The following is a 24,128-nucleotide window of genomic DNA, read 5'->3' as shown; positions in this document are numbered from 1 at the left end:
AGGCTTTGTTCGCAGCCTCCGAACCCCGAAGTCGTGGACGAAATCGTCGTCAGCACCGTCGTCTACCTGCCCCCCGAGGAGGTGTACGACTTTCTCGCCGACTTCCCTCGATACGTACACTACTCCGACCACCTCACCGACGTGACGCGTCGGGCGGGTGACGGCGGGGCGGGGACGCGGTACGCGATGCGCTTCTCGTGGTGGAAACTCAACTACACGGCCGTCTCGGAGGTGACGGAACTCCACCCGCCGGACCGAATCGACTGGCGGATCGTCAAGGACTTCCGCGCGCACGGGCACTGGCACGTCGAGGAGTTGCCGGAACTCCCCGACGACGCCCCCGAGGACGCCGAGACGGGTTGTCGCGTCGTCTTCGAGGTGTCCTACGACGCCGACTCCGCCGACGAGAGCACGCTCAACCTCCCGCGGTTCGTCTCGTTCGGGTGGGTCATCGACAAACTGAAACCCGCCCTGGAGAAGGAGGCGGAGAAGGTGGTCGAGCGCATCGTCGAGGACCTCGAAGGCCGCCGGCGCCCGGTCGAGTTGACCGTCGACCGCCGGAAGGACTAGCGAACGCCCCTCCACGCGCGCCGGTGCGGTTCCGCGTGGATGTCGAAAGAAGAATACCGGTCGGGTCGAAATCCCTCACAGAAATGGTACTCGGAGGGGGCGACAGATGCGCGTAGTTATCGTCGGTGCCGGACAGGTCGGGTCGAGCATCGCGGCCGACCTCGCCGACGTGCACGAGGTCGTCGTCATCGACTCGGACGCCGAACGCGTCGAGGACATGAACTACTCGCACGACGTGTTGGCCATCGCCGGCGACGGCACGGCCGTCTCGACGCTCGAAGAGGCGGGCGTCGACGACGCCGGGATGGTCATCGCCTCGACGGACGACGACGAGACGAACATCGTCGTCTGCTCGACGGTGAAGGCCATCAGCGACGCGTTCACTATCGCCCGCGTGAAGAACACCGAGTACCTGCGGACGTGGCAGCGCTCGAAGAAGGCGTTCGGCATCGACTTCATGGTGTGTACGAACCTGCTGGCCGCCGAGTCCATCGTGCGCATCATCGGCCTGCCGGCGGCGCGCGACGTCGACCCCTTCGCCGGCGGGCGGGTGCAGATGGCGGAGTTCGAGGTGGCCGAGAACAGCCCCGTCTCGAACGTCACCATCCGCGAGGCCGACCGCTTCGAGGCGCTGACGTTCGCCGCCATCCTGCGCAACGGCACCGTCGAGATACCGCGCGGGGAGACGGTCATCCAACCCAACGACCGCGTCGTCGTCATCGGCACGCCCAAGAGCGTCCAGGAGTTCGCGCGGACGGTCGCCCCCGACGAGTCGCCGGGAACCGCCGAGGAGGTGGTCGTCGTCGGCGGGTCGGAGATCGGATTCCACGTCGCCCGACTGCTCGAAGAGCGCGGCTTCCGCCCGCGCCTCATCGAACGCGACCCCGAACGGGCGCGGAATCTGGCCGAGAAACTGCCGGACACCGTCGTCATGGAATCGGACGCGACCGACACGGAGTTCCTCGAACGCGAGCACGTCGGCGACGCCGACCTCGTCGTCGCCGCCCTGGAGTCCGACGAGAAGAACCTCCTCGTCTCGCTTCTGGCCGCCCGCATCGGCGTCGAGCGCACCGTCGCGGTCATCGACACGACGGAGTACGTCGACCTGTTCGAGGCCGTCGGCGTCGACGTGGGGGTGAACCCGCGCGAGGTGGTCGCCGAGGAGATAACGCGGTTCACCCGCGAGGGCGGCGCGGAGAACGTCGCGCTCATCGAGTCGGACAAGGCCGAGGTGCTCGAAATCGAGGTCGACGACGCGAGCGTCCTCGCCGGCCGCGAGATACGCGAATCCATCCAACAACTCCCCGAGGGCGTCGTCGTCGGCGCCATCACGCGCGACCGGGAGTTCATCACGCCGCGCGGGGACACCGTCGTCGAGGCGGGCGACCACGTCGTCCTGTTCGTCGACGCCGCCGTCGTCAGCGAGGTGACTCCCGAACTGTGAGCCGTCCACCGTTCGCCCCGACGACGAACCCGCGGACGGTATCGCAAACTAATACACGCCGGCCCGAGAGAGTCGAGACGGTTCGCCGATGAAGCTACGCGTCGACTACCGGGCCAGCCTCAGTCTCGTCGGGAGCATCCTCAAGTACCTCGCGGTCCCGCTCTGCTTTCCGCTCCTCGTGGCGCTGTACTACGGCGAGACGGTGGTCCCGTTCGCGGTCACGATTCCCCTGACCGTCGTCCTCGGGGCGGGACTGGAGCGACTGGACCCCGACCCGGACATCCGCGCCCGCGAGGGCTTTCTCATGGTCGGGCTGACGTGGCTCTCCGTCGCCGTCGTCGGCGCCGTCCCGTACCTCATCGAGGCGCACGGCATCCCGCCGGCCGTCGCCCCGGTCCGCCCCGCCTCGACGCTCGGCAACCCGGCCAACGCCCTCTTCGAGAGCATGAGCGGGTTCACGACGACGGGCGCGACGGTGCTCGGGGAGATATCGTTCGACGCCCACACCCGCGGCATCATGATGTGGCGGCAGTTGACCCAGTGGCTCGGCGGGATGGGCATCGTCGTCCTCGCCGTCGCCATCCTGCCGGAACTCTCCGTCGGCGGCGCGCAGTTGATGGACGCCGAGGCGCCCGGCCCCGGCATCGAGAAGCTCACCCCCCGCATCGCCGAGACGGCGCGCGCGCTCTGGGGCGCGTACATCGGCTTCACCGTCCTCGAAGCGGCGCTGCTGTACGGTCTCTTCCTACTCGGAATCGACCCGAACCTGACCCTCTACAACGCCGTCGCGCACGCGCTGACGACGATGCCGACTGGCGGGTTCTCCCCGGAGGCGCGCAGCATCGAGGCGCTCTCCGCGGCGGCGCAGTGGATCATCATCCCGTTCATGGTCGCCGCCGGCGTCAACTTCGCGCTGTTCTGGCACGCGCTGACGGGCGACCCCCGGCACGTCTTCGAGGACACGGAGTTCCGCTCCTACGTCGGCGTGATGGCGGCGCTGACCGCGCTGCTCTCGGTGCTCCTGTTCACCGGCGCGGGCTTCACCGCCTCGGCGCCGGCCGACGGAACGTTCGACGCGGCCTACCTCGGCGAGGTCAGCGGGATAATCGTCGGACAGGTCGAGCCCACGCTCCGCCACGCGGCGTTCCAAGTCGTCGCCATCGTGACGACGACGGGGTACGCCAGCATCGACTTCAACGCGTGGAGCACCCCGGCGAAGTACGTGCTCCTGTTCGCGATGTTCATCGGCGGCTCCGCCGGGTCGACCGGCGGTTCGGTGAAGGTCGTCCGCTGGTACGTCATCGTCAAGTCCGTCCGTCGGGAACTGTACACAACGGCCCACCCCGAGGCGGTCCGCCCCGTTCGGCTGGCGGGTCGCGCCCTCGACGAACGCGCCATCCGCGGCATCTACGCGTTCACGCTCCTCTACTTGGTCATCTTCTTCGTCGCCACGGGCCTCCTGTTCCTCGACGGCGTGCGTCACGGCCAGACGCTCACGCTCTTGGAGACGATGGCGGCGGCGGCATCCACGCTCGGCAACGTCGGTCCGGGGTTCGGAGTCGCCGGCCCGATGGGAAGCTACCTCGGCTTCTCGAACGCGGCGAAGCTGTTCATGGTCGCGCTGATGTGGATCGGACGGCTGGAGATTCTCCCCGTGCTCGTGCTCCTGACGCCGGAGTACTGGCGTCGGTGACGCGTCCGGCGGGGAGGCGAGAAGGGGGAGCGCGCGTTACAGGTCGCCGTCGCCACCGTACCCGTTCGTGCCCGTCTCGGCCGTCGTCTCCGACCGGCGCGTCGGTTCCTGTCCCCCGCTTCCGCCTCCGCCTCCGGGCGGCCCCTCCTCGCGTCTCGACCGATAGAGGATGTAGCCGGAGACGGCGAGGAACGCCGCGACGAGCGCGCCGGTCAGCAGTTCCGTTCCGGGCCCCCCGAAGAGGAAGGAGAGCACCGCGAGCGCCGCGCTCCCGGCCGCGAAGCGCAGCGCCCACCTGGGGACCGTCTCGGCGAAGGAATCGTCCATACGGGCGGGTCTCGGTGTCGCCGTAAACAGTTTTTCGGGGCCGAGGTGACACGTCCGTTCGAGGGGCGAACCCGCAGACGACCGGGCGCGGCGGGGCCGAGGAGCGCGCCCGCGCCCGGCCACTCGGGCGTGCCGACGAACCACGCACCGGCCCCGAGCGCAGAGCCGACCCTGAATGGTCCGATTCGGATACAGTCTCGGAGCGGGACGTGTGGCAACCACGCTTTTCACTCTGATGTGCGTCGAACGGGACATGAAGCTCTCGACCATCGTGATACTCGTCGGTGTCGTATTCCTGTTCATCCCCATCCCGCCCATCGCCACCATCATCGGCGTCGTGACCATCCTCGCGGGCGTGGCGCTGCGGGCGCTGACCAACAAGTAACGTCCGATTCGCGATTCGATTCTTTCGGTCGCCCGTTCGTGAGCCGTCGGTGCGGCCTCGGCGGCCGCTCAGTTCCCGACTTCCTCGCACTCACAAAACCCGTCTCGCTGAGCGAAGCGAAGTTCGGTGGACGCGAAGCGTCCGCCGACTAAGGAGAGACTCGCGGAACTCAGTTCTCCACCGCGGAGGCCGCCCGAATCATCGTCTCCTCGCCGAACTTCGGGCCGATGAGTTGGAGTCCGACAGGGAGGCCGTCCGCCTCGCCCGCCGGCACCGAAATCGCCGGCAGGTTCGCGAGGTTCACCGGGACGGTGTTGGCGTCCATCAAGTAGAGTTGGAGGGGGTCCGAGAGGCTCTCGCCGAGTTTCGGCGGGAGGACGGGCATCGTCGGCGTGGCGAGGACGTCCGCCTCCTCGAACGCCGCGTCGAAGTCCTGTTTGATCCACGCGCGGGCGTCCTGAGCCTTCTTGTAGTACTTGTCGTGGTAGCCGGCCGAGAGGGCATACGTGCCGAGGAGGATGCGCCGCTTGACCTCCTCCCCCAGACCCTCCTCGCGCGTCTCGGCGTACGTCTCGTTCCAGTTGCCGTCCTTGCCCGTCGAGAGACCGTAGCGCACGCCGTCGTAGCGCGCGAGGTTGGAGGAGGCCTCCGACATGGCGATGACGTAGTACGCCTGCACGGCGTGTTCGACCGATTCGAGGCTCACTTCGACCACCTCGGCGCCCCGCGATTCGAGGTCCGAGACGGACTGTTCGAAGGTCTCCACGACGCGGTCGTCCGCGCCGTCGAGGAGGTCCGCGACGACGCCGACGGTGAGGCCCTCCACGTCGCCGTCCGCGGCGGCGGCGTACTCCGAGTCGGCGGCCGGGTGGGTACCCATCGACTCGTCGAACCGCGTCGTCGCGTCGCGTTCGTCGGCGCCCGAAATCACGTCCAACAGGGCGGCGGCGTCCTCAACGGTCGACCCGATGGGACCGACCTGTTCGAGGGAGTTCGCGTAGGCGACGAGGCCGTAGCGCGAGACCAGCCCGTAGGTGGGCTTGATGCCGACGACGCCGCAGAAGGCGGCCGGGTTGCGAACCGACCCGCCGGTGTCGGTGCCGAGGGCGACGTCCGCCTCGCCGGCGGCGACGGCGGCGGCCGACCCGCCCGACGACCCGCCGGGGACGCGTTCCGCGTCGACGGGGTTCTCGGTCGGACCGAACGCCGACGTCTCGGTGGTGCCGCCCATCCCGAACTCGTCCATGTTGGTCTTGCCGACGATGGTCGCGCCGGCGTCCTTCAGGCGTTCGACGACGGTGGCGTCGTACGGCGGGACGTAGTCTTCGAGCATCGCGGACCCGCACGTCGTGCGGACGCCCTCGGTGCTGAGGTTGTCCTTGACGGCGACGGTGGTCCCCGCGAGGGGGCCGTCGTCGGCGCCGTCGACCGTCTCCTCGGTGATGAAGATGTTCGCCCCCATCTACGACACCCGCGGACCCTTGAAGAAGCCGTCCTCCGACTCGGGGGCGTTCTGCAGGGCCTCCTCCTGGCTCAGACCGTCGCGCACCTCGTCGGTCCGCATGACGTTCACGAGGTCGGATTCCGCCTCGACTTCCGGAACCTCGTCGAGAGCGTCGAAGTAGTCGAGGATGTCTGCGAACTGGGCGGCGAACGCCTCGACTTCCTCCTCGTCGAGGTTCACCCGCGCCAACTCCGCGACGTGACGCACCTCATCGGCGTCCACGGGCGTATCGCTCATGTTCGTCACGAACCGGGGGCCAAGAGTAAGGGTTTCGGTGTCGGCGCCGAGACGCCCGAGACGCCGCCGCGGCGACCCCGCGAGCCGATTTCGTCGTCCGCTAGCCATCAGATATATGCCCAACGCGCGCGTAGTGTGTGCTACGGAGAACCCTCCGACCCATTCTCTGCACCCAATCAAAATGACCGAAAGCACCCGAAGTTTTCGTACGCGTAGCGCACGCGCGCGCGAGAACGAAGGAGAGGAAGAAGAGACCCGAGAGGAGGACGACGAGACGCTTCGCTGTCCGGAGTGCGGTTCGACGAACCTCGTGAACGACAGCGAACACGGCGAGACGGTGTGCGAGGAGTGCGGGTTGGTCGTCGAGGAGGACGCCGTCGACCGCGGCCCCGAGTGGCGGGCGTTCGACTCCTCGGAGCGAGACTCGAAGTCCCGCGTCGGCGCGCCGACGACGAACATGATGCACGACAAGGGGCTGTCGACCAACATCGGCTGGCAGGACAAGGACGCCTACGGCAACTCCCTGTCGTCGAACCAGCGCCAGAAGATGCAGCGCCTGCGGACGTGGAACGAGCGCTTCCGCACCCGCGACTCGAAAGAGCGCAACCTGAAACAGGCGCTCGGTGAAATCGACCGCATGGCGTCGGCGCTCGGCCTCCCCGACAACGTCCGCGAGACGGCGTCGGTCATCTACCGCCGCGCGCTTGACGACGACCTGCTGCCCGGCCGCTCCATCGAGGGCGTCGCCACCTCGGCGCTGTACGCGGCCGCCCGGATGGCCGGCACCCCGCGTTCGCTCGACGAGATAACCAACGTCTCCCGCGTCGGCAAAGACGAGATATCCCGGACGTACCGCTACGTCGTCCGCGAACTCTCCCTGGAGATCGAACCCGCCGACCCCGAGCAGTACGTCCCGCGGTTCGCCTCCGAACTCGACCTCTCGGACGAGTCCGAGCGGCACGCCCGACAGCTCCTGAAGACGGCGAAAGAGCAGGGCATCCACTCGGGCAAATCGCCCGTCGGCCTCGCCGCCGCCGCCATCTACGCCGCCTCGCTGCTCGCCAACGAGAAGGTGACGCAGAGCGAGGTGAGCGAGGTGGCCAACATCTCGGAAGTGACCATCAGAAACCGCTATCACGAACTGCTCGAAGCCGAAGAGCACCTGGTCGCCTAACGCGACCCTCCGCTCCGCTCGGCTCGACTTCTTCCTCTCTGTTTCCCGCTTTTCGCTCTTCGCTCCCGGGCGAGCGACGCCTCCGTTCGGCGTGCTCGACGGAGAGCGTAAGGTCCAATCCGGTGCCCGCGAACCGGCGCCCATGGAGACGACGCGACACTTCACCGCGACGGTGTACATCGTCAACGACGGCGCCGTCGCCCTGCACCGCCACGACCGACTCGGAATCCGCGTCCCGCCCGGGGGCCACGTCGACCGGGACGAACTCCCCCACGAGGCCGGTCTGAGGGAAGTCCGCGAGGAGACGGGACTCGACCCCGAGTTGCTCGACGAGACGGACCCGGTGGACGCCCCCGCCGGGGAGGTGCTCCCCGACCCCCGCCACCAGATGCTGTACGACGTCGACGCCCGCGAGGACGGCCGCGTCGTCCACCAACACGTCGACCACGTCTACTACGCGACGGTCGACGCCCGCGAGGTGGCCCCCGCGGGCGACGGCGAGGCGAACGCGGAGGTATGGGCGTGGTACGACGAGGCAGATTTACGAGAGAGCGACGTGGACCCCGACACGGTGCAGTTCGCCTTGGAGGCCATCGACGCCGCCGAGCGGGCGGACTGAGCTACGAGTCGACCAGCGACCGGACGTACTTCTCGACGTGGTCGTCCATCCGCCGCTTGTAGCCCGCCCGGCGGGCGAGTCGGTCCAACTCCCGCGACGCGTAGGTCCCGTACTGGACGGCCTTCTTCTCCGCCGCCGCGACCGACTCGGGGACGAGTCCGCGCGCCGCCTCCCGGAGCGCCACCTTCCGGCGGCCGTCGGCGACGAGCAGTTCGTCGGGGAGGGGAAGCGCCGCCGCCACGACCCGGTCGTGGAGCAGGGGCGCGACGGGTTCGACGCCCGCCGCGCGGAGGGCGAGCACGTCTCGCTCCAGTTGGTCGGGAAGCGTCCGGACCATCTCGGCGGCCGCGCCGCGAACGGTATCGGCCTCGACGCGGGGGTCCTCCGGCGCCTTCGCCACCTTGGCGTACCCGCCGAACAGTTCGTCCGCGCCCTGCCCGACGGCGAGTCGGTCGAAGCCGTCGGCGGCCGCGCGCTTTCCGACGAGGTACAGGGGGAGGGCTATCTGGAGGTCCATCGGGTTCGTCCGTCCGAGAGTCGAGACGAGTTCGGGGACGGCCTCCCTGATTCCCTCGTGCGTCAGTTCGACCACGCGCAGGTCCGCCTCCCGGTCCATCGCGTCGGCGGCGTCGCGCGCGGCGGATACGTCGTGGCTCCCCTCGAACCCGGCGACGTAGCAGGGGGCGTCGGGGACGCCCGCGGCGACGACGGCGGAGTCGACGCCGCCGGAGAACGCAACCGCCAATCCATCGTCGTCGACGCCGCGCACCGACTCGGCGACGGCCGACTCGACGGCCGACAGCGCTCTCTCTCGATTCGCCTCGGCGGGTGGCGTCGGCAGCGTCCAGACCGCCTCGTCGCCGTCGGCCCTCCGCCGGACGCCGGCCGGGAGGCGGACGGGGTCGTCGAGGTCACGCCGGTCGAACGACCAGGCGTCGGGCGCACTCGGGTCGGCGGCTCCGCGTTCGGAGAAGAGCGGTTGCCGGCCGAGGACGTCGCGGACGAGGGCGCCGTCGAGTTCGCCCGCGAAGCCGGCGGTGTCGGGGAGCGGGTCGCCCGACTCGACGGCGGCGCGAACCGTCTCCGGGTCGGCGCCGCGGAGCATCAGAAGAAGTCGGCGACGCCGCGTCTCACGCGGCGGGTGACGCCGCCCCCGAACTGCCGGAGCGAGATGCGCCACGGCGTCCGCTTGCCGACGACCCTCGTCTCTCCGCGGACGACGCCGTCGAGGATTCCGTCGACCGAGCGGTCGTCGGTTCCGACCTGCGTGACGGCCTGTCCGACCATCTCGCTGATGTGGGCGTCGCTGCCGGCGGTCCGCGGGAGGTCGCGGGCGGTGGCGAACTTCTCGGCCTTGCGGTTCGAGCGGCCGGTGAACAGCCGCGAGTTGTACACCTCGATGGCGTCGGCGCCGGCGAGTTGCGTCCGAGTGATATGCGGGGCGACGCCGTGCCGGGAGGACTGGAACGGATGCGGGACGACGGCGATGCCGCCCTGGTCGCGTATCTCGGTCAGCGTCTCGTCGAACGAGAGGCCGGCGGGGACGAGTTCGTCGATTCCGAGTCCGAGCACGTGGCCCGCCGCGGAGGTCACCTCCATGCCGGGGATGCCGACGAGGCCGTACTCCTCGGCTATCTCCGCGGCGCGCAGGCTCTCCTCTATCTCGTCGTGGTCGGTGACGGCGAGGGCGTCCAACCCGACCGCTTGCGCCTGTTCCAGGAGGAGCTCTATCGGGTCGTTGCCGTCGTACGACAGCGACGAATGCGCGTGCAACTCGACCGATAACACGGGTGAAGCTTACCGCTCCGGTTAGAAAAGCGACGCGGTCCGACGCGCCGACCGACCGTCGGGTCGGTCGCGGTTCGACGGTCGGTCCGACGGGGATTCGCCGCGCCGACGAGGGCGTACGATACGCACGTTTGTGGACATAGAAAGGCCTTATAGCCTGCGTTCTGACCACACCAATGAATGAGTCTTTCCGACGCGGACCGCGAACTCGTCGTGGCCGAACTCGGACGCGACCCCACGCCTGCGGAGACGGTGCTCTTCGAGAACCTCTGGAGCGAACACTGCGCCTACCGCTCCTCGCGTCCCCTCCTCTCGGCGTTCTCCTCGGAGGGCGAGCAGGTGGTCGTCGGCCCCGGCGACGACGCCGCCGTCGTCCGCCTGCCGACGTACGATGAGAGCGGGGCCGAGGTCGATTCGACCGACAGCGCCGGCGAGACGTACGTCACGCTGGGCATCGAGAGCCACAACCACCCCTCGTACGTCGACCCCTACGACGGCGCGGCGACGGGCGTCGGCGGCATCGTCCGCGACACGCTGTCGATGGGCGCCTACCCCATCGCCCTCGCGGACAGCCTCTACTTCGGCGGCTTCGACCGCGAGCACTCCCGCTATCTCCTCGAGGGAGTCGTGGAGGGCATCGCCGACTACGGCAACGCCATCGGCGTCCCCACCGTCGCCGGCAGCGTCGAGTTCCACGACGGCTACGAGGGCAACCCCCTCGTCAACGTCGCCTGCGTCGGCCTCCTGAACGAGGAGCGTCTCGTGACGGCGGAGGCGCAGTCCGCGGGCAACAAACTCGTCCTCGTCGGCAACGCGACGGGTCGAGACGGCCTCGGCGGCGCCTCCTTCGCGAGCGAGGACCTCGCGGAGGACGCCGAGACGGAGGACCGGCCGGCGGTGCAGGTCGGCGACCCCTACTCGGAGAAACTGCTGATAGAAGCGAACGAGGAACTCGTCGACGAGAGCCTCGTGGAGTCCGCGCGGGACCTCGGCGCCGCGGGCCTCGGCGGCGCCTCCTCGGAACTCGTCGCCAAGGGCGACTTCGGCGCCGAAATCGACCTCGACCGTGTCCACCAGCGCGAACCGAACATGAGCGCCTTGGAGATTCTCCTCGCCGAATCGCAGGAGCGCATGTGCTACGAGGTGCGCGCGGAGAACGTCGACCGAGTCGCCGAGATAGCCGAGAAGTACGACCTCGGCTGTTCGGTCATCGGCGAAGTCGCGGAGGGCAACTACGTCTGCACCAAGGGCGGCGAGACGGTCGTCGACGTGCCCCCCGAGTTCCTCGCCGAGGGCGCGCCGATGAACGACCTCGACTCGGTCGAACCCGAACAACCCGAGCGAAATCTCCCCAAGGCCGACGTCGAAGACGCGTTCGAGGCCGTCGTCGGGTCGCCCTCCACGGCCTCCAAGCGGTGGGTGTACCGCCAGTACGACCACGAGGTCGGCCTCCGGACGGCGGTCCGACCGGGCGACGACGCGGCCGTGATGGCCATCAGAGAAGCGGGTACGGGGTTGGCTATCTCCTCGGGCGCCAACCCGAACTGGACGACGTGCGCCCCGTACGACGGCGCGCGCGCCGTCGCCCTGGAGAACGCGACGAACCTCGCGGCGAAGGGGGCGACGCCGCTGGCCGCCGTCGACTGCCTCAACGGCGGCAACCCGGAGAAACCCGAGGTGTACGGCGGCTTCCGCGGCATCGTCGACGGCCTCGCCGACATGTGCCGGGACCTCTCCGTGCCCGTCGTCGGCGGCAACGTCTCGCTGTACAACGACTCCGTCTCGGGGCCGATTCCGCCGACGCCGACGCTGGCCGTCGTCGGGACGAAGGCCGGTTACGACGCCCCGCCGGCCGCGTTCGCGGGCGAGGGCGAACTCCTCCTCGTCGGCGCCTCCGGCGGCGCCCTCGGGGGGTCGGAGTATCTGGCGCGGACCGGCGGGTCCGACGCGTTCCCCGACCTCCCCGAGAACGCGAGCGAGGTGCTGACGGCGCTGGCCGGCGTGGCCGACATGGAGGAGACGCTCGCCGTCCACGACGTGAGCCACGGCGGCCTCGCCGTCTCGCTCGCGGAGATGGTCACCGCCGACGCGGGCGCGGACGTGGCGCTCGGAAGCGCGCTCACCCTGTTCGACGAGACGCCGGGGCGCGCCGTCGTGGAGACGACGGACCCCGACGCGGTCCGCGACGCCTTCGACGGCGTCGCCCCCGTGACGACGCTCGGGTCGGCGACGACGGACGGGACGCTGTCGCTGTCCGTCGCCGACGAGACGCTGGAGTACGACGCGGCGGCCGTCTCAGAGCTCAGAGACGCCATCGCGAGAGAACTCGACTGACCGACTCGGTTCGGTTTCGATTCGGCTCAGTTCAGTTCAGTTCCGCTCTCTCCGCCCCTCGACGCGTTCGAGGGCCTCCTCCTCGACCGGTAGCTCCAGCGACTCCTCGCCGTTCTGCGCGCCGAACGGGAGCGAGGCGCCGAGGCCCTCCTCGTCGTCGCCGGGGACGGACGACGACGTCTCGACCGAGACGAAGTACAGCGACCGCGCGTCGCCGGAGCCGCCGACGTGGCCGAAGTGGAGGTACGCCGCCGACTCCGATTCCGGCTTCGACTCCAGGAGGCGGAGCACGTCGTCGAACTCGGCCATATCGAAGTACGCCCAGACGCCGACGCCCTCGTCGGTGCCGACGCCGGAAGCGACCCCCGTCTCTCCGGTCTCCGTCCGGTCGGGCGTGAACAACAGCGTCGCCTCGTCGCGTGACACCTCGTTCCCGTCTCGGGCGTCGCCGGCGCTGCCGTCGGCCGGCGACCGGAGAACGATGCGTCGTTTGATGGGGCTCCACGGCTCGACCGCGACGTCGTAGTCCGCGATTTCGAACTTGGCGGTGGGCACATCCCGGCTTCGGACCCGCCGATGAAAAGCTTGGTAGCCGAAGCTCCGACCGTCGCGTCGCTTCCGCGCTGCGGCGCTACGGTTCGAGGACGACCTTCCCGACGCTCCGACGGCTCTCCAGATACTCCTGCGCCTCGGCGGCGTCTTCGAGGGAGAACGTCTCGCCGACGACGACGTCGAGTTCCCCCTGCGCGAGCAGTCGCTGGAGGTCGCTGACCGCGCCGAGGACGCGCGAGGGTTCCTCCTCGATGGCGTTGCCGAGGTGGAAGCCGAGCACCGACTTGTTCTCGAACAGGAGGTCGGTGGTGTCCGGCGTCGCCACGTCCCCGGAGGCGGCGCCGTAGACGACGATGCGCCCGAAGGAGGCGAGAGCGTCGAGGCTCCGCTCGAACGTCTCGCCGTTGACGCCGTCCAACACGAGGTCGACGCCTTCCCCGTCGGTCTCGGCGTCGACCGTCTCGCGGAAGTCCTCCTCCTCGTAGTTCATTCCGTGGTCGAGGCCGAGGTCGGCGGCCAGTTCGAGTTTCTCCGCGGTGCTCGCGGTGCCGAACGACTCGGCGCCGGCGTGGTCGGCCAACTGGACGGCGGCCGTGCCGACGCCGCCCGCCGCGGCGTGTATCAGGACGCGGTCGTGAGCGGTCAGGTCGCCCCAGTTGTGCAGGCAGTTGTGCGCGGTGAGGAACTGGACGGGGAAGCCGGCCGCCTCCGGGAACGACATCGACTCGGGCACCTCGAACAGCGACGCCGCGGGCGCGACGACGTACTCGGCGTACGCCTCCGACGCGAGGGCGACGACCCGGTCGCCGACCTCGCGGTCGACCCCGTCGCCGACGGCGTCGACGGTGCCGGCGGCCTCCATGCCGGGGACGAACGGCGGTTCGGGACCGCCGCGGTAGTGGCCCCGGCGCTGCATCACGTCCGCGAAGTTGAGACCCGCGGCGGCGACGTCCATTCTGACCTCGCCCGGACCGGGTTCCGGGACGTCGGTCTCTCGCGTTTCGAGCACGTCGCTGGAACCGAACTCGGTGACGACGATGGATTTCACACCGGTCCTTCGGTCGCTCGGCTCAAAAGAGACCGGAAGCCGGAAGCGGACCTACAGGAGGAACGGCAGGCCGAAGATGACCGCGAGGCCGACGACGAGGACGACGAACCCCATCGCCGCCTTCCCGGTCGAGAACTCCTGCATCGGGGCGGTGACGCGGCCGGGGTCCGAGGAGTGGTGCGCCTCGGGGTACTGGTCGTGGTCGCTCTCGTACTCCTCGCTCGGGTTCCGGTAGTCGTCGTCGGGGTTCTCGCGGGTGTCGTCGCTCATACGCGGTCGTTCGGGTCCCCGCCTAAAAGAACATCCGAATCGCGCGACGGGCAGGGATGCTAAGTGCGCCTCCGACGACGACACCCCATGGACGACGCGAGCGGAGACGACGGCGCGGTCGAACGCCTACCCAACGGCGAGCGGCGGCGGTGGTGGAAGGAGGCGGTCGTCTACCAGATATATCCGCGGAGCTTCAACGACTCGGACGGGGATGGGGTCGGGGACATCCCCGGCATCACCGAACGAGTCGACCACCTCGACGACCTGGGCGTGGACGTCGTGTGGCTCAACCCGGTGTACGAGTCGCCGCAGGCCGACAACGGCTACGACATCGCCGACTACCGCGCCATCGACTCCGAGTACGGGACGATGGCCGACTGGGAGGACCTCCGGGACGCCCTCCACGACCGCGACATCCGCCTCATCATGGACCTCGTGGTGAACCACACGTCCGACGAGCACGAGTGGTTCCGGAACGCGCTGGAATCGAAGGACGCCGAGTACCGCGACTACTACTTCTGGCGCGAGGGGCGCGACGCCGCGGAGGCGGACCGCGAGTACGAACTCGGCCCCGCGGACGAGGCGCCGCCGAACGACTGGGAGTCGTTCTTCGGCGGACCTGCCTGGGAGTACCACGAGGGCACCGGCGAGTGGTATCTCCACCTGTTCGACCGCAAGCAACCGGACCTGAACTGGGAGAACCCGGCCGTCCGCGACGACGTCTTCGAGATGATGAACTGGTGGATAGAGAAGGACATCGACGGCTTCCGGATGGACGTCATCAACCTCATCTCCAAGCCCGAGGGCCTCCCGAACGACGAACTCCCCATCAACGGCCCCCGAATCCACGAGTACCTCGGCGAGATGCGCGACCGCGTCCTCGACCGCGGACTCCTCACGGTCGGCGAGATGATCGGCGACCCCCTGCCGCTGGACCACGCGCGTCGCTACGTCTCCCCGGACGAGGACGGCGACGGTCTCTCGATGCTGTTTCACTTCGAGCACGTCCTCCTCGACCAGGGCGACCGCATCTGGGAGACGAGCGACTGGGACCTCACCGACCTGAAGGCCGTCTTCGACCGCTGGCAGGACGGCCTCGAAGGGGAGGGGTGGAACTCGCTGTACCTGAACAACCACGACCAACCGCGGATGGTCTCGCGGTTCGGCGACGACGGGGAGTACCGCAAGGAGTCGGCGAAACTGCTCGGCACCCTGCTCCACACGCTCCGGGGGACGCCGTACGTCTATCAGGGCGAGGAGTTGGGGATGACCAACTACCCCTTCGACTCCCTCGAGGACTTCCGCGACGTGGAGACGCTCAACCCCGTCCAGAGCGCCCTCGACGCCGGCGAGGTGGCGTCGTTCGACGCGGTCCGCGACGGCCTCCGCGCCAACAGCCGCGACAACGCGCGGACGCCGATGCAGTGGTCCGACGACGAGCACGCCGGCTTCTCGGAGGCGGAACCGTGGATAGCGGTCAACCCCAACTACGACGAGGTGAACGCCGAGGCAGAACGCGCCGACGACGCGTCGGTGTACGAGTACTACCGGCGACTCGTCGAGTTCCGCGGCGAGAACGACGTGGTCGTCTACGGCGACTACGAACCGTTCGTGCAGGACCACGAGCGGGTGTGGGCGTACGAACGGACGCTGGGCGAGGAGCGACTGTTCGTCGCGCTCAACTTCGCGAGCGGGGAGACGACCGTCGAGGTTCCCGTCGACGCCGACGAGGCGACGCTGGCGCTCTCGAACTACGACGGCGGCGGCCGGGCCGTCTCGGAACTCCTCGCCGGCGAGTTCCGCCTCCGCCCGTGGGAGGCCCGCGTCTACCGGTGCGAGTGAACGGGTCAGGGCAGGCGAACAGGCGACACGGGGACCGCTCCGCTCCCGGCGCGGCGTGTCGCACAGTCGCGGACGCGCCGGGTCGTCGGTCAGCGCACGGCGACGCTGGCCGCGCCATCCCGTATGAACGTTCGTGGCGTCCGCGCCGCGTTCGGCGCGAGAACGGCGACAGTCGAAACGGTCAAACGGCCCATACGCGAACTCGATAGCAAGGAATGCTCACGAAGCGCATCATCCCCTGTATCGACGTCGACCTGGACGACGACGGCGAACCAGCCGTCTACACCGGCGTCAACTTCGAGGACCTGAAGCACACCGGCGACCCGGTGGAGATGGCCAAGCGGTACAACGAGGCCGGCGCCGACGAGTTCGTCTTCCTCGACATCACCGCCTCCGCGGAGGGGCGGGCGACGATGCTCGACACCGTCTCGCGCGTCGCCGACGAGGTGTTCATCCCGCTGACCGTCGGCGGCGGCATCCGCACCCGCGAGGACATCAAAGAGACGCTCCGTGCGGGGGCCGACAAGGTGTCCATCAACACCGCGGCGCTCCGGAACCCCGACCTGATCGGCGAGGGGGCGCGGGCGTTCGGGTCGCAGTGCATCGTCATCTCGGTGGACGCCCGACGGCGCTACGACGAGGGTGGCGAGCACTACGTCGAAGTCGACGGCGAGTCCTGCTGGTTCGAGTGCACCGTCAAGGGCGGCCGCGAGGGCACCGGCACCGACGTGGTCGAGTGGGCCGCGGAGGCCGAGTCCCGCGGCGCGGGCGAGTTGTTCGTCAACTCCATCGACGCCGACGGGACGAAAGACGGCTACGACATCCCCCTCACGAAGGCCGTCTGCGACGAGGTGTCGACGCCCGTCATCGCCTCCTCTGGGTGCGGCGGGCCGGAGGACATGTACGAGGTGTTCACCGAGGCGAACGCCGACGCCGGCCTCGCGGCATCCATCTTCCACTTCGACGAGTACACCATCCGCGACGTGAAGGAGTACCTCGACGAACGCGACGTGCCCGTTCGGCTCTGAGTCGGGGCGGTCGGTTGTACGGCCGCTCCCGGCCGGTCGTGCGGCGTCGGCGCGGGACCGCGGCCGCGTTCAAGTTCTCGGAGCGCGTACCGCCACCCATGAGTTCGCTCGACACCGACGCGTGGCGCGATGCGCTGCTGACGACCCGAGAGCACAAGGACGAGTACTTCGCGCGCGACCCGAACTCGCCGGTTCCGGCCGACCAGCGCGAGACGTTCGACGGCCTCTCCTACTTCGAACCGGACGAATCGTACCGCTTCGTCGTCGAACTCGACGAGTACGAGACGAAAGAGACCATCACCGTCGACACGACGACCGAGGGCGAACGCGACTACCTCGTCTGGGGGTCGTTCGCGTTCGAGATGGAGGGAAACGAAGTGACGCTCGACGCCTACCGCTCGAATCCCGACGAGCGTCGCCTGTGGGTGCCGTTCCGCGACGAGACCAGCGGCGAGGAGACGTACGGCGCGGGCCGCTATCTCGACTTGGAGGACCCCGACGACCGTGAGGGCGAGGCGTGGGTGCTCGATTTCAACGCGGCGTACAACCCCTTCTGCGCCTACAGCGAGCGCTACGAGTGTCCGCTCGTCCCGATGGAGAACTGGCTCGACGTGCCGATTCGCGCCGGCGAGAAGACGTACCGCCCGTCGTAGGTCCGACTACAGCGCGGCTTCGAACTCGTTCGTGAAGTTCGCCGAGAGGTCCTGCACGCGCCGGGAGGCGTCGCCGAGGGCGTCCAGGGGGTCCGTACCCGGTTCGGTCCGCACCGAGAGGATGGGGTCGGTCTGACCGCCTGACTGCTCGGGGTTCATGTCGTACGTCGCCGCGGCGACGCCCGGCGTCTCCAGCAGGGCGCCCTTGATGACGTTCATGAAGGTGTGGTCCTCGCCCGCGATTTCGAGGCGGAGTTCCTCGTCCGTCTTGTTGATGACCCGCAGTTCCATGCACTCCCCTTCCCGGTGGCGGCGTTTCAGTATTTCGTCTTATCCGAGGAGGAACGACCGCAACTCCTCGCGGTAGGCGTCCGGGCGGTCCTGCATCACCCAGTGTCTCGCGTCGTCGAGTCCTCGCACCTCGGCGTCGTCCAGGTCGTCCCGCAACCGTTCGGCGTACGAGACGGGTTGGAACTCGTCGTCCGCGCCCCAGAGCAGGAGCGTCTCGGCGGCGATGTCACCGTAGTCGATTTCTGTCGTGTGGTTCGTGTTCGTCGCGACGGCGTTTCGGCTCAGGGAGACCGCTCCCCGCTCGGACCGCCACTGGGATTTCATCCCCTCGACGAACTCATCGCTCGGGTCGTCGTCGAAGAGCGTCTTCCGGTACAGACCGTCGAGCATCTCCTGCAGGTCGTCGACGTCGTTCTCCTCGACCGTCGACGGGAGACCGATGTCGTTGACGGCCTCGATGGGCCAGGAGTCGTACGCGACGGCGTTCGAGAGGACGAGTTCGTCGACGGCGTCCGGTCGGTGCGACGCGTAGCGGAGGCCGACGCCGCCACCGAGGTCGTGCCCGACGAACGAGACCGTCTCGACCCCGAGTTCGTCGAGCAGGCCGTCGATCATCTCCTCCTGCGCCCGAATCGACCGGTCGAACCCGTCCGCCATCGACGAGTTGCCGTAGCCGACCATGTCGGGAACGATCACCCTGCGCTCGTCTTCGAGGCCGGGGACGACGTCGCGCCAGAGGAACGACCACGTCGGAATCCCGTGCAGGAGCACGACGGGGTCGCCGGATCCCTCGTCGTAGAAGGCCACGTCGAGGTCGTGTCCGTCGACGGCGACGGTCGTCGAGTCCTGCCGCTCCGTCCACTCGCTGTGTCGTGACACGGTCGACTAGCCGGCGGCCGTTTCCATAGTCCTCCCGGCCGACCGGACGGCGCGTCGCCCGCGACCGGGCGCTACTCGGGGAACAGCGCCGACACGTCTGGGTCGGACTCGACCAGTCGGTACGCGCGGCCGTCCCGTTCGACGACGCCCGCGCGGACGAGGTGGTCGAGGTGCGCCCACGCCTCGCCGGGGCCGTGCAGGATGTGGATGTCCTCCAACTCGCCGAACAGGTGGGCGCTGACCGTCCACGCGTCGAGCGGTCCGTGTTCGTCCAGGACGTCGACGACTCGCCCCGTTCGGTCGCGGTGGTGGTCGAGGATGGTCAGCGCGCGGTCCGAGGGGTCGTCGATAGGGTCGCGGTGTCCGGGGAGGGCGCGCGAGAGGTCGCGGTCGACGAGTTCGAGGAGGCTGTCGACGTACGTTTCGAGGGGTCGCTCGACGCGGAGGTCCGCGCCGCCGACGTTCGGGGTGTACTTCGGGAGGATGGCGTCGCCGACGAACGCCTGCTCGCCCCCTCCGTCCGTCCCGCCCGCGCCGTCCGCGTCGAAGGCGAACGCGACCAGACCCGCGGCGTGACCGGGCAGGTGGACGACTTCGAGTTCGCCGTCGCCGGCGGGAACCCGGTCGCCGTCGGTCATCGGGACCACATCCGCCGGGTCGCCTTCTAAGTCCTCGTGGGTGTCGAGGTAGTCGGCCAACTCCGCGCGCTTGCGCTCGGGGATTCCCCACTCCTCGAAGCGGCGCACTCGCAGGTCGCGTTCGGCCGAGACCGCGGATTCGTCGCCCGCGACGAGGGGGGCGTCCGCCTCGTGCGCGCGGACGACGGCGCCGCTCTCGGCCTGGAGTTCGCCGGCGAGGCCCGAGTGGTCGGCGTGCCAGTGGGTGAGCAGTATCTGGTCGATGTCGCTCGCGTCCAGACCCGCCTCGGCGAGTCCGGCGTCCAGGTCGGCCCGAATCTCGTCGAGCGACGCGCCCGCGTCCACGAGCGTCGTCTCCTCGCCGGGCAGGAGGTACGCGTTGTTCCGCCCCTCGAACACCGTGTTTCCGAGTCGGATGCGACGGAGGTCCATACCACGCGCGACGGCGCGTACGGTGTTGAGGGTTGGCATCCCGGAGAGCGAGAGAGGCGCCGCGGCGACCCGAAACCGGCGGGGCGCGCCTCGGACGGTAGGGTTTCGGCCGTCGACGACCGACGCCTCCTCACGGTCGAGTACCGGCCCGGCGAGTGCAACATCGGCGAGGCCGAACGGCGCCGACGCGCCCTCCTCGGCGCCCTCTACGTCGCCGCCGTCGGCACGCTCCTCCTGTTCGGTATGGACGCGCTCATGTCCGTGAGTTGACTGTGTCTTCCCCGATACATTGAAATCGGTGAATTTCGTATCAGCTTGTGATTGGATGGAGGATTTCTACGACCTGCTGGGGGTCTCCGAGGACGCCGCCCCGGCCGACGTCAAGCGGGCGTGGCGCGGGAAGGCCCGGGAGTACCACCCGGACGTGAACGACGACGCGCGGGCGGGCGTGCAGTTCAAGACGCTCCGCGCGGCCTACGAGGTGCTCTCCGACGAGACGAAGCGCGCGGCGTACGACCGGATGGGCCACGAGCGGTACGTGGCCGAGCGACTCGACGGCCTCCCGACGGCCGGCATGGAGCGCCGGGACGACGGCGCCGACGCCGGCGGACGGTGGAGCAGGCGAACTGCCGCGGCCGGCGCCGACTCCGGCGGGCGGTCCGCGTCGGCCCAGTCGACCGAATCGGCCTCCGCGTCGGGCGGCGCGTCGAACCGCACCCGGTCTTCTGGAGCGAGCGCGGGCGCCCGAACCACCGGTCGAACCCGCACCCGCGGCACCGACCGGTCGCGGGCCGACTCGACCCGCCGGTCGCGTTCGAGCGCCGACGCCGCGCGGACGGGCGCCGCGCGCGCCGCGAACCGCTCGACCCGCGCGGGGTCGGCGTCCGCGGCCGGCCCCGGCGCCGAGTCGGTCACCTCCTCCTCGTCCGCCTCCCGGTCGGCCGCCTCGGCGTCCGCCGCTCCTCGGTCGCTGTGGTACGCGTGGGTCGCCTCGCTCTTCGCCGGCGTCGCCTACCTCGGCGGACTGGCGGTCTACCTCCGGGTGAACGCCGCCGCGCTGTCGTCGTTCGCCGCGGCGGCCGAGGCGTCGCCCGCCTCGGCGCTCCTCGCGGACGCCGGCCTCGTCGCCCCCGGCGCGTTCGCCCTCGGCGCCGTCGGGTCCGCGCCGGGGCCGGCGCTCGCATTCCCCCTCGGCTCGGCGTTCCTCGCGGCCGTCTTCGTCGCCTTCGCCGTCCGGTTCCGCCACGGGACGGCCGGCCTCTCGCTGTACCTCTACCCGCTGGGGGCGCTGGCGCCGCTGGCGTCGCTCGCGCTCGGACCCGTCGTCGCCGCGCCGGCGGCGGGCCTCACGCTTGCCCTCGTCGTCGCCGCGCCGGTTCTGACGGTGACCGCGTTCCTCGCCGACGTGGGGCGGACGCTGGTCGCGTCGAACTGACGGTTGTTGTGTCGTTCGGACTCTAACCTCGCTGCAACGCCGTATTCTAACGCTCTCGTCGAGCGCTGGTCCGACCGTACGAGAGATACGAGAACAGGAAGAACGAGAGGACGCCGCCACCGAAGAAGCCGACCACGCCCAGGGCGGTCGACCCGAAGACCCGCGCGAGGGAGACGCCGAGGACGACGGCCACGGCCACACAGCCGAAGACGATGAACGCACCGCTCTGCCACTCTTCGACGAGGTCAACGACTCCCTTCTCGACCATGACGAAACCTTTCCCGCTGACTGTCAAAAATCTTCTCGCGAGACCGACGGCCGCTCGCGCCGGGCCGGGGAAGACCACTTTTGTCGCTCCGGAACGAACGGCCCGTATGACTCTCGAAGCCGGAGCAGTGCGTCGGTTCCGCTGTCGCGGCGTGAACGCCTACCTCGTCGACGACGACGGGACGCTGACGCTCGTCGACGCGGGGACGCCGTGGGACGGGGCGCGGATGCGCGAGATGCTCTCATCGTCGGGAGTAGGCCCCGGCGACATCGACCGCGTGCTTCTCACGCATTTCGACCTCGACCACGTCGGGACGCTCGCCACACTCGGACTCGACGCGAACGTACCCATACACGCGGCCGAACCCGACGCCTCCTTCCTCCTCGACGACGCCGACCCGCCCGCCGGTAACCACAAGGGCGCGATGCAGCGCGCGTTCCGCCTGTTCATCGATACGCCGGAGAACGAGGTGGTCCGCGTCACCGACGGCGACGAGGTGGGCGGCTTCGTCGCCTACCGGACGCCCGGCCACACGCCCGGACACGTCGCCTACCACCACGCGGGCCACGGGGCGGCGTTCCTCGGCGACGTCGTCCGTGAGTCGGACGGTGAACTGGACCCGATGCCGTGGCTGATGTGCTACGATACGGACCGCAACGAGAAGAGCCTCGCCGACCTCGCCGACCGAATCGACCCCTTCGAGGCCGCCTGCGTCGGCCACGGCGACCCCGTCCGAACGGGCGGCTACGACGCCCTGCGACGCGCGGCCGACCGGCTCTGACGCCAAGCTTTGTATCCTCTCGCTGACGACTTCCGGATATGGTCGAACCCGAACCAGCCGAACCCCTGAGCCGCCGCCGACTGCTGGCCGCGGCGGGCGCGGGCGCCGTCGGCGCCCTCGCAGGATGCGCCGCTCCCGGACTGTCGACGCGGGCCGAGGAGTCCTTCGAGGTGACGCCGTCCGGCGCCGCGGCGGCGCGCGTGTCGAACCGCAACGGCGGCGTGACCGTCCGGCCCGCCGCGGGCGACGCGGTCCGCGTCGAGGTGGTGAAGCGGGGGTTCAACGTCGACGAGGGAGTCCTCGACCGGGTGACGGTGGAGCCCTCGGTCACCGACGGCGTCCTGACGCTCGAAGCCGTCTACCCGCCGGGCGTGAACCGAATCACGACGGACCTCACCGTCGAACTCCCGTCGTCGGTGGCGCTGGCGCTCGCGGAGACGGCCAACGGCGGCGTCGACGCGGAGGGCGTCTCCGGGGACGCGACGCTCCGCGCGAGCAACGGCGGCGTCGACGCCGCGGAGATGCCGGGATTCCTGACGCTCCGGGCGGGCAACGGCGGCATCAGCGCGGCGGACGTCGGCGGCATCGACGGTGTCACCGCCGGCAACGGCAGCATCGACGTGGAGATTCCGGCGATACGCGGCGACACGGAGGTCAGCGCGTCGAACGGGGGTATCGAGGCGGCCGTCGCGCCGGACCTCGACGCGGCGTTCGAGGCGCGCGTGACCAACGGCGGCGTCGACGTCTCCGGCCTCGAACTCACCGACGCCACCGTCTCGCCGACGCGCGTCGCCGGAACGCTCGGCGGCGGCGGCCCGTCGCTGACGCTCCGGGCGGGTAACGGCGGTATCGACGTGCGGCGTCTCGACTGAGAGCGTCGTTCCGAGAAGGAAGCAGGGACCGCGGCGAGCGCGGACCCCGGACTGACCAAGCCACTGCGAAGAGCACCAGTCTCGCAGTTCCTTACCTGACGCGCCCGGTGGTTCAGTACCACGCGCGTCACTACCTGTTTTGACGGTTGTCGTGAAAAAGGCTACGCTGGTGCCAATTCCTTCTAACTCCGCTCCGAGTACCGCTCATATGATGGGTATTCGTCCCTTATTTGAACACAAAACCAAAAACACGTTCAATTGTAATGGTCTTTGTTACGTAATCGAACGTCGTTTCGGACGCTAATCGACTGAATCCGCAAGCGTGATAGGCCGTACCGTGAGAATAGCGAACGTGAGCCGCGTTACCGAACGAGATAGGGGTCGCTGCCGGCGGTGAACCGTCCGAGGTCCGTCTCCCGTCTGAAGTCCGTCGACGTGAGGTCGTCGATGGCCTCGACGAGTCGGTCGTGGTGGGTTTCGTCCCAGTCGCTCGGGTCGGCGATGGGGAGGACGAGAAAGCCGCTTCCGCGTATCTCGGTGCCGTGCAGTTCCTCCATGTCCACGGTCACCTTGTGGGCCTGCGCCGTGTAGTTCTCCAAGACGTATCTCGTCGCGCGCGCCCCCACCGGCAGGAGGACGTGCGCGGCGATGGCGCGCAGTTCGGCGTCGAAAAAGCGCTCCATGTCGTCGTACTCGCTCTGCGACGGCACGTCCTCGGAGACGCACATGTGTAGATACGAGAGGAACGTCTTCGAGACGGCCGGTCGGTCGCCGGTCGCCTCCAGGAGGCCGCCCTCCGCGAGGGCCGCCTGCAGGCGAACGGACGGTTCGCCGGTGAACGGCACGCCCGTCGACTCCCCGCCGTGCACGCCGGGGTAGTCGCCGATGACGTGGAAGTCCGCGTTGGCGTCGCCGTACCCCGGAACGAACCGTTCGCACGGGGGTTTCATCCCGAAGGGGTTGCTCGTGCGGTCGGTTACGTTCTCCACGGGGCTACGTAGCGAGGAGAGGGATATATTCGGTGCGGTTTCGCGTTCGCCGCGCGCGGCGTCGCGCGGTTCGGC

26 protein-coding genes are annotated in these 24,128 nt (G+C 69.3%); 13 read left to right on the top strand and 13 right to left on the bottom strand.

The features are described from left to right. Positions 1 to 33: 33 nt before the first annotated feature. The 3 genes from NDI79_RS03935 (at position 34) to NDI79_RS03925 (ending at position 3,707) form a co-directional block, all read left to right on the top strand. Entirely contained in the window at positions 34 to 570 is a 537-nt protein-coding gene (locus NDI79_RS03935; protein ID WP_310927138.1) for a type II toxin-antitoxin system RatA family toxin, read from the top strand. Between the two features lie 106 nt (positions 571 to 676). Beyond that, positions 677 to 2,014, top strand: a complete 1,338-nt coding sequence (trkA, locus tag NDI79_RS03930) for a Trk system potassium transporter TrkA (protein ID WP_310927137.1) — start codon at positions 677 to 679, stop codon at positions 2,012 to 2,014. A gap of 88 nt (positions 2,015 to 2,102) precedes the next feature. Further along, positions 2,103 to 3,707 (top strand): TrkH family potassium uptake protein, encoded by a 1,605-nt coding sequence (locus NDI79_RS03925; protein ID WP_310927136.1) that lies wholly within the window; start codon positions 2,103 to 2,105, stop codon positions 3,705 to 3,707. 36 nt (positions 3,708 to 3,743) lie between these two features. On the opposite strand, the gene NDI79_RS03920 is transcribed toward NDI79_RS03925, so the two are convergent. Next, positions 3,744 to 4,034, bottom strand: a complete 291-nt coding sequence (locus NDI79_RS03920) for a hypothetical protein (RefSeq protein ID WP_310927135.1) — start codon at positions 4,032 to 4,034, stop codon at positions 3,744 to 3,746. 253 nt (positions 4,035 to 4,287) lie between these two features. On the opposite strand from NDI79_RS03920, the gene NDI79_RS03915 reads away from it, so the two are divergent. Continuing rightward, a complete protein-coding gene (locus NDI79_RS03915) occupies positions 4,288 to 4,419 on the top strand; it encodes a transporter (RefSeq protein ID WP_310923125.1) in 132 nt (43 codons plus the stop codon). Positions 4,420 to 4,588: 169 nt separating this feature from the next. On the opposite strand, the gene gatA is transcribed toward NDI79_RS03915, so the two are convergent. Then, positions 4,589 to 5,881, bottom strand: a complete 1,293-nt coding sequence (gatA, locus tag NDI79_RS03910) for an Asp-tRNA(Asn)/Glu-tRNA(Gln) amidotransferase subunit GatA (RefSeq protein WP_310927134.1) — start codon at positions 5,879 to 5,881, stop codon at positions 4,589 to 4,591. Continuing rightward, a complete protein-coding gene (gatC, locus tag NDI79_RS03905; RefSeq protein WP_310927133.1) occupies positions 5,882 to 6,160 on the bottom strand; it encodes an Asp-tRNA(Asn)/Glu-tRNA(Gln) amidotransferase subunit GatC in 279 nt (92 codons plus the stop codon). It abuts the gene before it with no gap. Between the two features lie 181 nt (positions 6,161 to 6,341). Between gatC and NDI79_RS03900 the strand changes: the two genes are divergently transcribed. After that, a complete protein-coding gene (locus NDI79_RS03900) occupies positions 6,342 to 7,334 on the top strand; it encodes a transcription initiation factor IIB (protein ID WP_310927132.1) in 993 nt (330 codons plus the stop codon). Positions 7,335 to 7,476: 142 nt separating this feature from the next. After that, positions 7,477 to 7,953, top strand: coding sequence for an NUDIX hydrolase (locus NDI79_RS03895; RefSeq protein WP_310927131.1), 477 nt, complete (start codon positions 7,477 to 7,479; stop codon positions 7,951 to 7,953). A gap of 1 nt (position 7,954) precedes the next feature. On the opposite strand, the gene NDI79_RS03890 is transcribed toward NDI79_RS03895, so the two are convergent. After that, a complete protein-coding gene (locus NDI79_RS03890) occupies positions 7,955 to 9,058 on the bottom strand; it encodes an asparagine synthase C-terminal domain-containing protein (protein ID WP_310927130.1) in 1,104 nt (367 codons plus the stop codon). After that, a complete protein-coding gene (locus tag NDI79_RS03885; protein WP_310927129.1) occupies positions 9,058 to 9,741 on the bottom strand; it encodes a PHP domain-containing protein in 684 nt (227 codons plus the stop codon). Before NDI79_RS03885 ends, NDI79_RS03890 begins: the two co-directional genes overlap by 1 nt. Positions 9,742 to 9,921: 180 nt before the next feature. On the opposite strand from NDI79_RS03885, the gene purL reads away from it, so the two are divergent. Continuing rightward, on the top strand, positions 9,922 to 12,075 hold the full coding sequence (gene purL, locus NDI79_RS03880; RefSeq protein WP_310927128.1) for a phosphoribosylformylglycinamidine synthase subunit PurL: 2,154 nt from the start codon (positions 9,922 to 9,924) through the stop codon (positions 12,073 to 12,075). Between the two features lie 36 nt (positions 12,076 to 12,111). On the opposite strand, the gene NDI79_RS03875 is transcribed toward purL, so the two are convergent. From NDI79_RS03875 to NDI79_RS03865, 3 genes are all read right to left on the bottom strand, one after another. Continuing rightward, positions 12,112 to 12,630: a hypothetical protein gene (locus tag NDI79_RS03875; protein WP_310927127.1), complete on the bottom strand. Its 519-nt coding sequence runs from the start codon at positions 12,628 to 12,630 to the stop codon at positions 12,112 to 12,114. A 76-nt stretch (positions 12,631 to 12,706) separates the two neighbouring features. Next, positions 12,707 to 13,675, bottom strand: a complete 969-nt coding sequence (locus NDI79_RS03870; RefSeq protein WP_310927126.1) for a quinone oxidoreductase family protein — start codon at positions 13,673 to 13,675, stop codon at positions 12,707 to 12,709. A gap of 51 nt (positions 13,676 to 13,726) precedes the next feature. After that, positions 13,727 to 13,945: a DUF7550 family protein gene (locus NDI79_RS03865; RefSeq protein ID WP_310927125.1), complete on the bottom strand. Its 219-nt coding sequence runs from the start codon at positions 13,943 to 13,945 to the stop codon at positions 13,727 to 13,729. A gap of 87 nt (positions 13,946 to 14,032) precedes the next feature. On the opposite strand from NDI79_RS03865, the gene NDI79_RS03860 reads away from it, so the two are divergent. From NDI79_RS03860 to NDI79_RS03850, 3 genes are all read left to right on the top strand, one after another. Beyond that, a complete protein-coding gene (locus tag NDI79_RS03860; protein WP_310927124.1) occupies positions 14,033 to 15,787 on the top strand; it encodes a glycoside hydrolase family 13 protein in 1,755 nt (584 codons plus the stop codon). 215 nt (positions 15,788 to 16,002) lie between these two features. Continuing rightward, entirely contained in the window at positions 16,003 to 16,815 is an 813-nt protein-coding gene (hisF, locus tag NDI79_RS03855) for an imidazole glycerol phosphate synthase subunit HisF (protein ID WP_310927123.1), read from the top strand. 98 nt (positions 16,816 to 16,913) lie between these two features. After that, on the top strand, positions 16,914 to 17,468 hold the full coding sequence (locus tag NDI79_RS03850) for a DUF1684 domain-containing protein (protein WP_310927122.1): 555 nt from the start codon (positions 16,914 to 16,916) through the stop codon (positions 17,466 to 17,468). A 6-nt stretch (positions 17,469 to 17,474) separates the two neighbouring features. Here NDI79_RS03850 and NDI79_RS03845 read toward each other — a convergent pair whose 3' ends face one another. The 3 genes from NDI79_RS03845 to NDI79_RS03835 all read right to left on the bottom strand — a co-directional run bounded on the left by NDI79_RS03845 (position 17,475) and on the right by NDI79_RS03835 (position 19,708). Next, positions 17,475 to 17,759 (bottom strand): DNA-directed RNA polymerase subunit L, encoded by a 285-nt coding sequence (locus NDI79_RS03845; protein WP_310927121.1) that lies wholly within the window; start codon positions 17,757 to 17,759, stop codon positions 17,475 to 17,477. Positions 17,760 to 17,798: 39 nt separating this feature from the next. Beyond that, on the bottom strand, positions 17,799 to 18,638 hold the full coding sequence (locus NDI79_RS03840; protein ID WP_310927120.1) for an alpha/beta fold hydrolase: 840 nt from the start codon (positions 18,636 to 18,638) through the stop codon (positions 17,799 to 17,801). Positions 18,639 to 18,709: 71 nt separating this feature from the next. Then, positions 18,710 to 19,708: an MBL fold metallo-hydrolase gene (locus NDI79_RS03835; protein ID WP_310927119.1), complete on the bottom strand. Its 999-nt coding sequence runs from the start codon at positions 19,706 to 19,708 to the stop codon at positions 18,710 to 18,712. A gap of 325 nt (positions 19,709 to 20,033) precedes the next feature. Between NDI79_RS03835 and NDI79_RS03830 the strand changes: the two genes are divergently transcribed. Continuing rightward, a complete protein-coding gene (locus NDI79_RS03830; protein WP_310927118.1) occupies positions 20,034 to 21,143 on the top strand; it encodes a DnaJ domain-containing protein in 1,110 nt (369 codons plus the stop codon). 46 nt (positions 21,144 to 21,189) lie between these two features. Here NDI79_RS03830 and NDI79_RS03825 read toward each other — a convergent pair whose 3' ends face one another. Continuing rightward, entirely contained in the window at positions 21,190 to 21,411 is a 222-nt protein-coding gene (locus NDI79_RS03825; RefSeq protein ID WP_310927117.1) for a DUF8144 family membrane protein, read from the bottom strand. 106 nt (positions 21,412 to 21,517) lie between these two features. On the opposite strand from NDI79_RS03825, the gene NDI79_RS03820 reads away from it, so the two are divergent. Then, entirely contained in the window at positions 21,518 to 22,192 is a 675-nt protein-coding gene (locus NDI79_RS03820; protein WP_310927116.1) for an MBL fold metallo-hydrolase, read from the top strand. Between the two features lie 38 nt (positions 22,193 to 22,230). Further along, entirely contained in the window at positions 22,231 to 23,064 is an 834-nt protein-coding gene (locus tag NDI79_RS03815) for a DUF4097 family beta strand repeat-containing protein (protein ID WP_310927115.1), read from the top strand. Between the two features lie 362 nt (positions 23,065 to 23,426). Here NDI79_RS03815 and NDI79_RS03810 read toward each other — a convergent pair whose 3' ends face one another. Further along, positions 23,427 to 24,053, bottom strand: a complete 627-nt coding sequence (locus tag NDI79_RS03810; protein WP_310927114.1) for a uracil-DNA glycosylase family protein — start codon at positions 24,051 to 24,053, stop codon at positions 23,427 to 23,429. Positions 24,054 to 24,128 lie beyond the last annotated feature (75 nt).

It is taken from the genome of Halogeometricum sp. S3BR5-2 (assembly GCF_031624635.1).
Classification (GTDB): Archaea; Halobacteriota; Halobacteria; order Halobacteriales; family Haloferacaceae; genus Halogeometricum; species Halogeometricum luteum.
The sequence above is the reverse complement of the archived record's forward strand: the minus strand, read 5'-3'. Positions and strand labels throughout refer to the sequence as shown.

Bases quoted from the DNA above. Each gene is read 5' to 3' on its own strand.
- NDI79_RS03900 (WP_310927132.1), top strand. From the start codon at position 6,342: ATGACCGAAAGCACCCGAAGTTTTCGTACGCGTAGCGCACGCGCGCGC.
- NDI79_RS03845 (WP_310927121.1), bottom strand. From the start codon at position 17,759: ATGGAACTGCGGGTCATCAACAAGACGGACGAGGAACTCCGCCTCGAA.
- NDI79_RS03825 (WP_310927117.1), bottom strand. From the start codon at position 21,411: ATGGTCGAGAAGGGAGTCGTTGACCTCGTCGAAGAGTGGCAGAGCGGT.
- NDI79_RS03920 (WP_310927135.1), bottom strand. From the start codon at position 4,034: ATGGACGATTCCTTCGCCGAGACGGTCCCCAGGTGGGCGCTGCGCTTC.
- gatC (WP_310927133.1), bottom strand. From the start codon at position 6,160: ATGAGCGATACGCCCGTGGACGCCGATGAGGTGCGTCACGTCGCGGAG.
- NDI79_RS03865 (WP_310927125.1), bottom strand. From the start codon at position 13,945: ATGAGCGACGACACCCGCGAGAACCCCGACGACGACTACCGGAACCCG.
- NDI79_RS03890 (WP_310927130.1), bottom strand. From the start codon at position 9,058: ATGCTCCGCGGCGCCGACCCGGAGACGGTTCGCGCCGCCGTCGAGTCG.
- trkA (WP_310927137.1), top strand. From the start codon at position 677: ATGCGCGTAGTTATCGTCGGTGCCGGACAGGTCGGGTCGAGCATCGCG.
- NDI79_RS03915 (WP_310923125.1), top strand. From the start codon at position 4,288: ATGAAGCTCTCGACCATCGTGATACTCGTCGGTGTCGTATTCCTGTTC.
- NDI79_RS03830 (WP_310927118.1), top strand. From the start codon at position 20,034: ATGGAGGATTTCTACGACCTGCTGGGGGTCTCCGAGGACGCCGCCCCG.
- NDI79_RS03835 (WP_310927119.1), bottom strand. From the start codon at position 19,708: ATGGACCTCCGTCGCATCCGACTCGGAAACACGGTGTTCGAGGGGCGG.
- NDI79_RS03815 (WP_310927115.1), top strand. From the start codon at position 22,231: ATGGTCGAACCCGAACCAGCCGAACCCCTGAGCCGCCGCCGACTGCTG.
- NDI79_RS03820 (WP_310927116.1), top strand. From the start codon at position 21,518: ATGACTCTCGAAGCCGGAGCAGTGCGTCGGTTCCGCTGTCGCGGCGTG.
- NDI79_RS03925 (WP_310927136.1), top strand. From the start codon at position 2,103: ATGAAGCTACGCGTCGACTACCGGGCCAGCCTCAGTCTCGTCGGGAGC.
- NDI79_RS03860 (WP_310927124.1), top strand. From the start codon at position 14,033: ATGGACGACGCGAGCGGAGACGACGGCGCGGTCGAACGCCTACCCAAC.
- NDI79_RS03895 (WP_310927131.1), top strand. From the start codon at position 7,477: ATGGAGACGACGCGACACTTCACCGCGACGGTGTACATCGTCAACGAC.
- purL (WP_310927128.1), top strand. From the start codon at position 9,922: ATGAGTCTTTCCGACGCGGACCGCGAACTCGTCGTGGCCGAACTCGGA.
- gatA (WP_310927134.1), bottom strand. From the start codon at position 5,881: ATGGGGGCGAACATCTTCATCACCGAGGAGACGGTCGACGGCGCCGAC.
- hisF (WP_310927123.1), top strand. From the start codon at position 16,003: ATGCTCACGAAGCGCATCATCCCCTGTATCGACGTCGACCTGGACGAC.
- NDI79_RS03850 (WP_310927122.1), top strand. From the start codon at position 16,914: ATGAGTTCGCTCGACACCGACGCGTGGCGCGATGCGCTGCTGACGACC.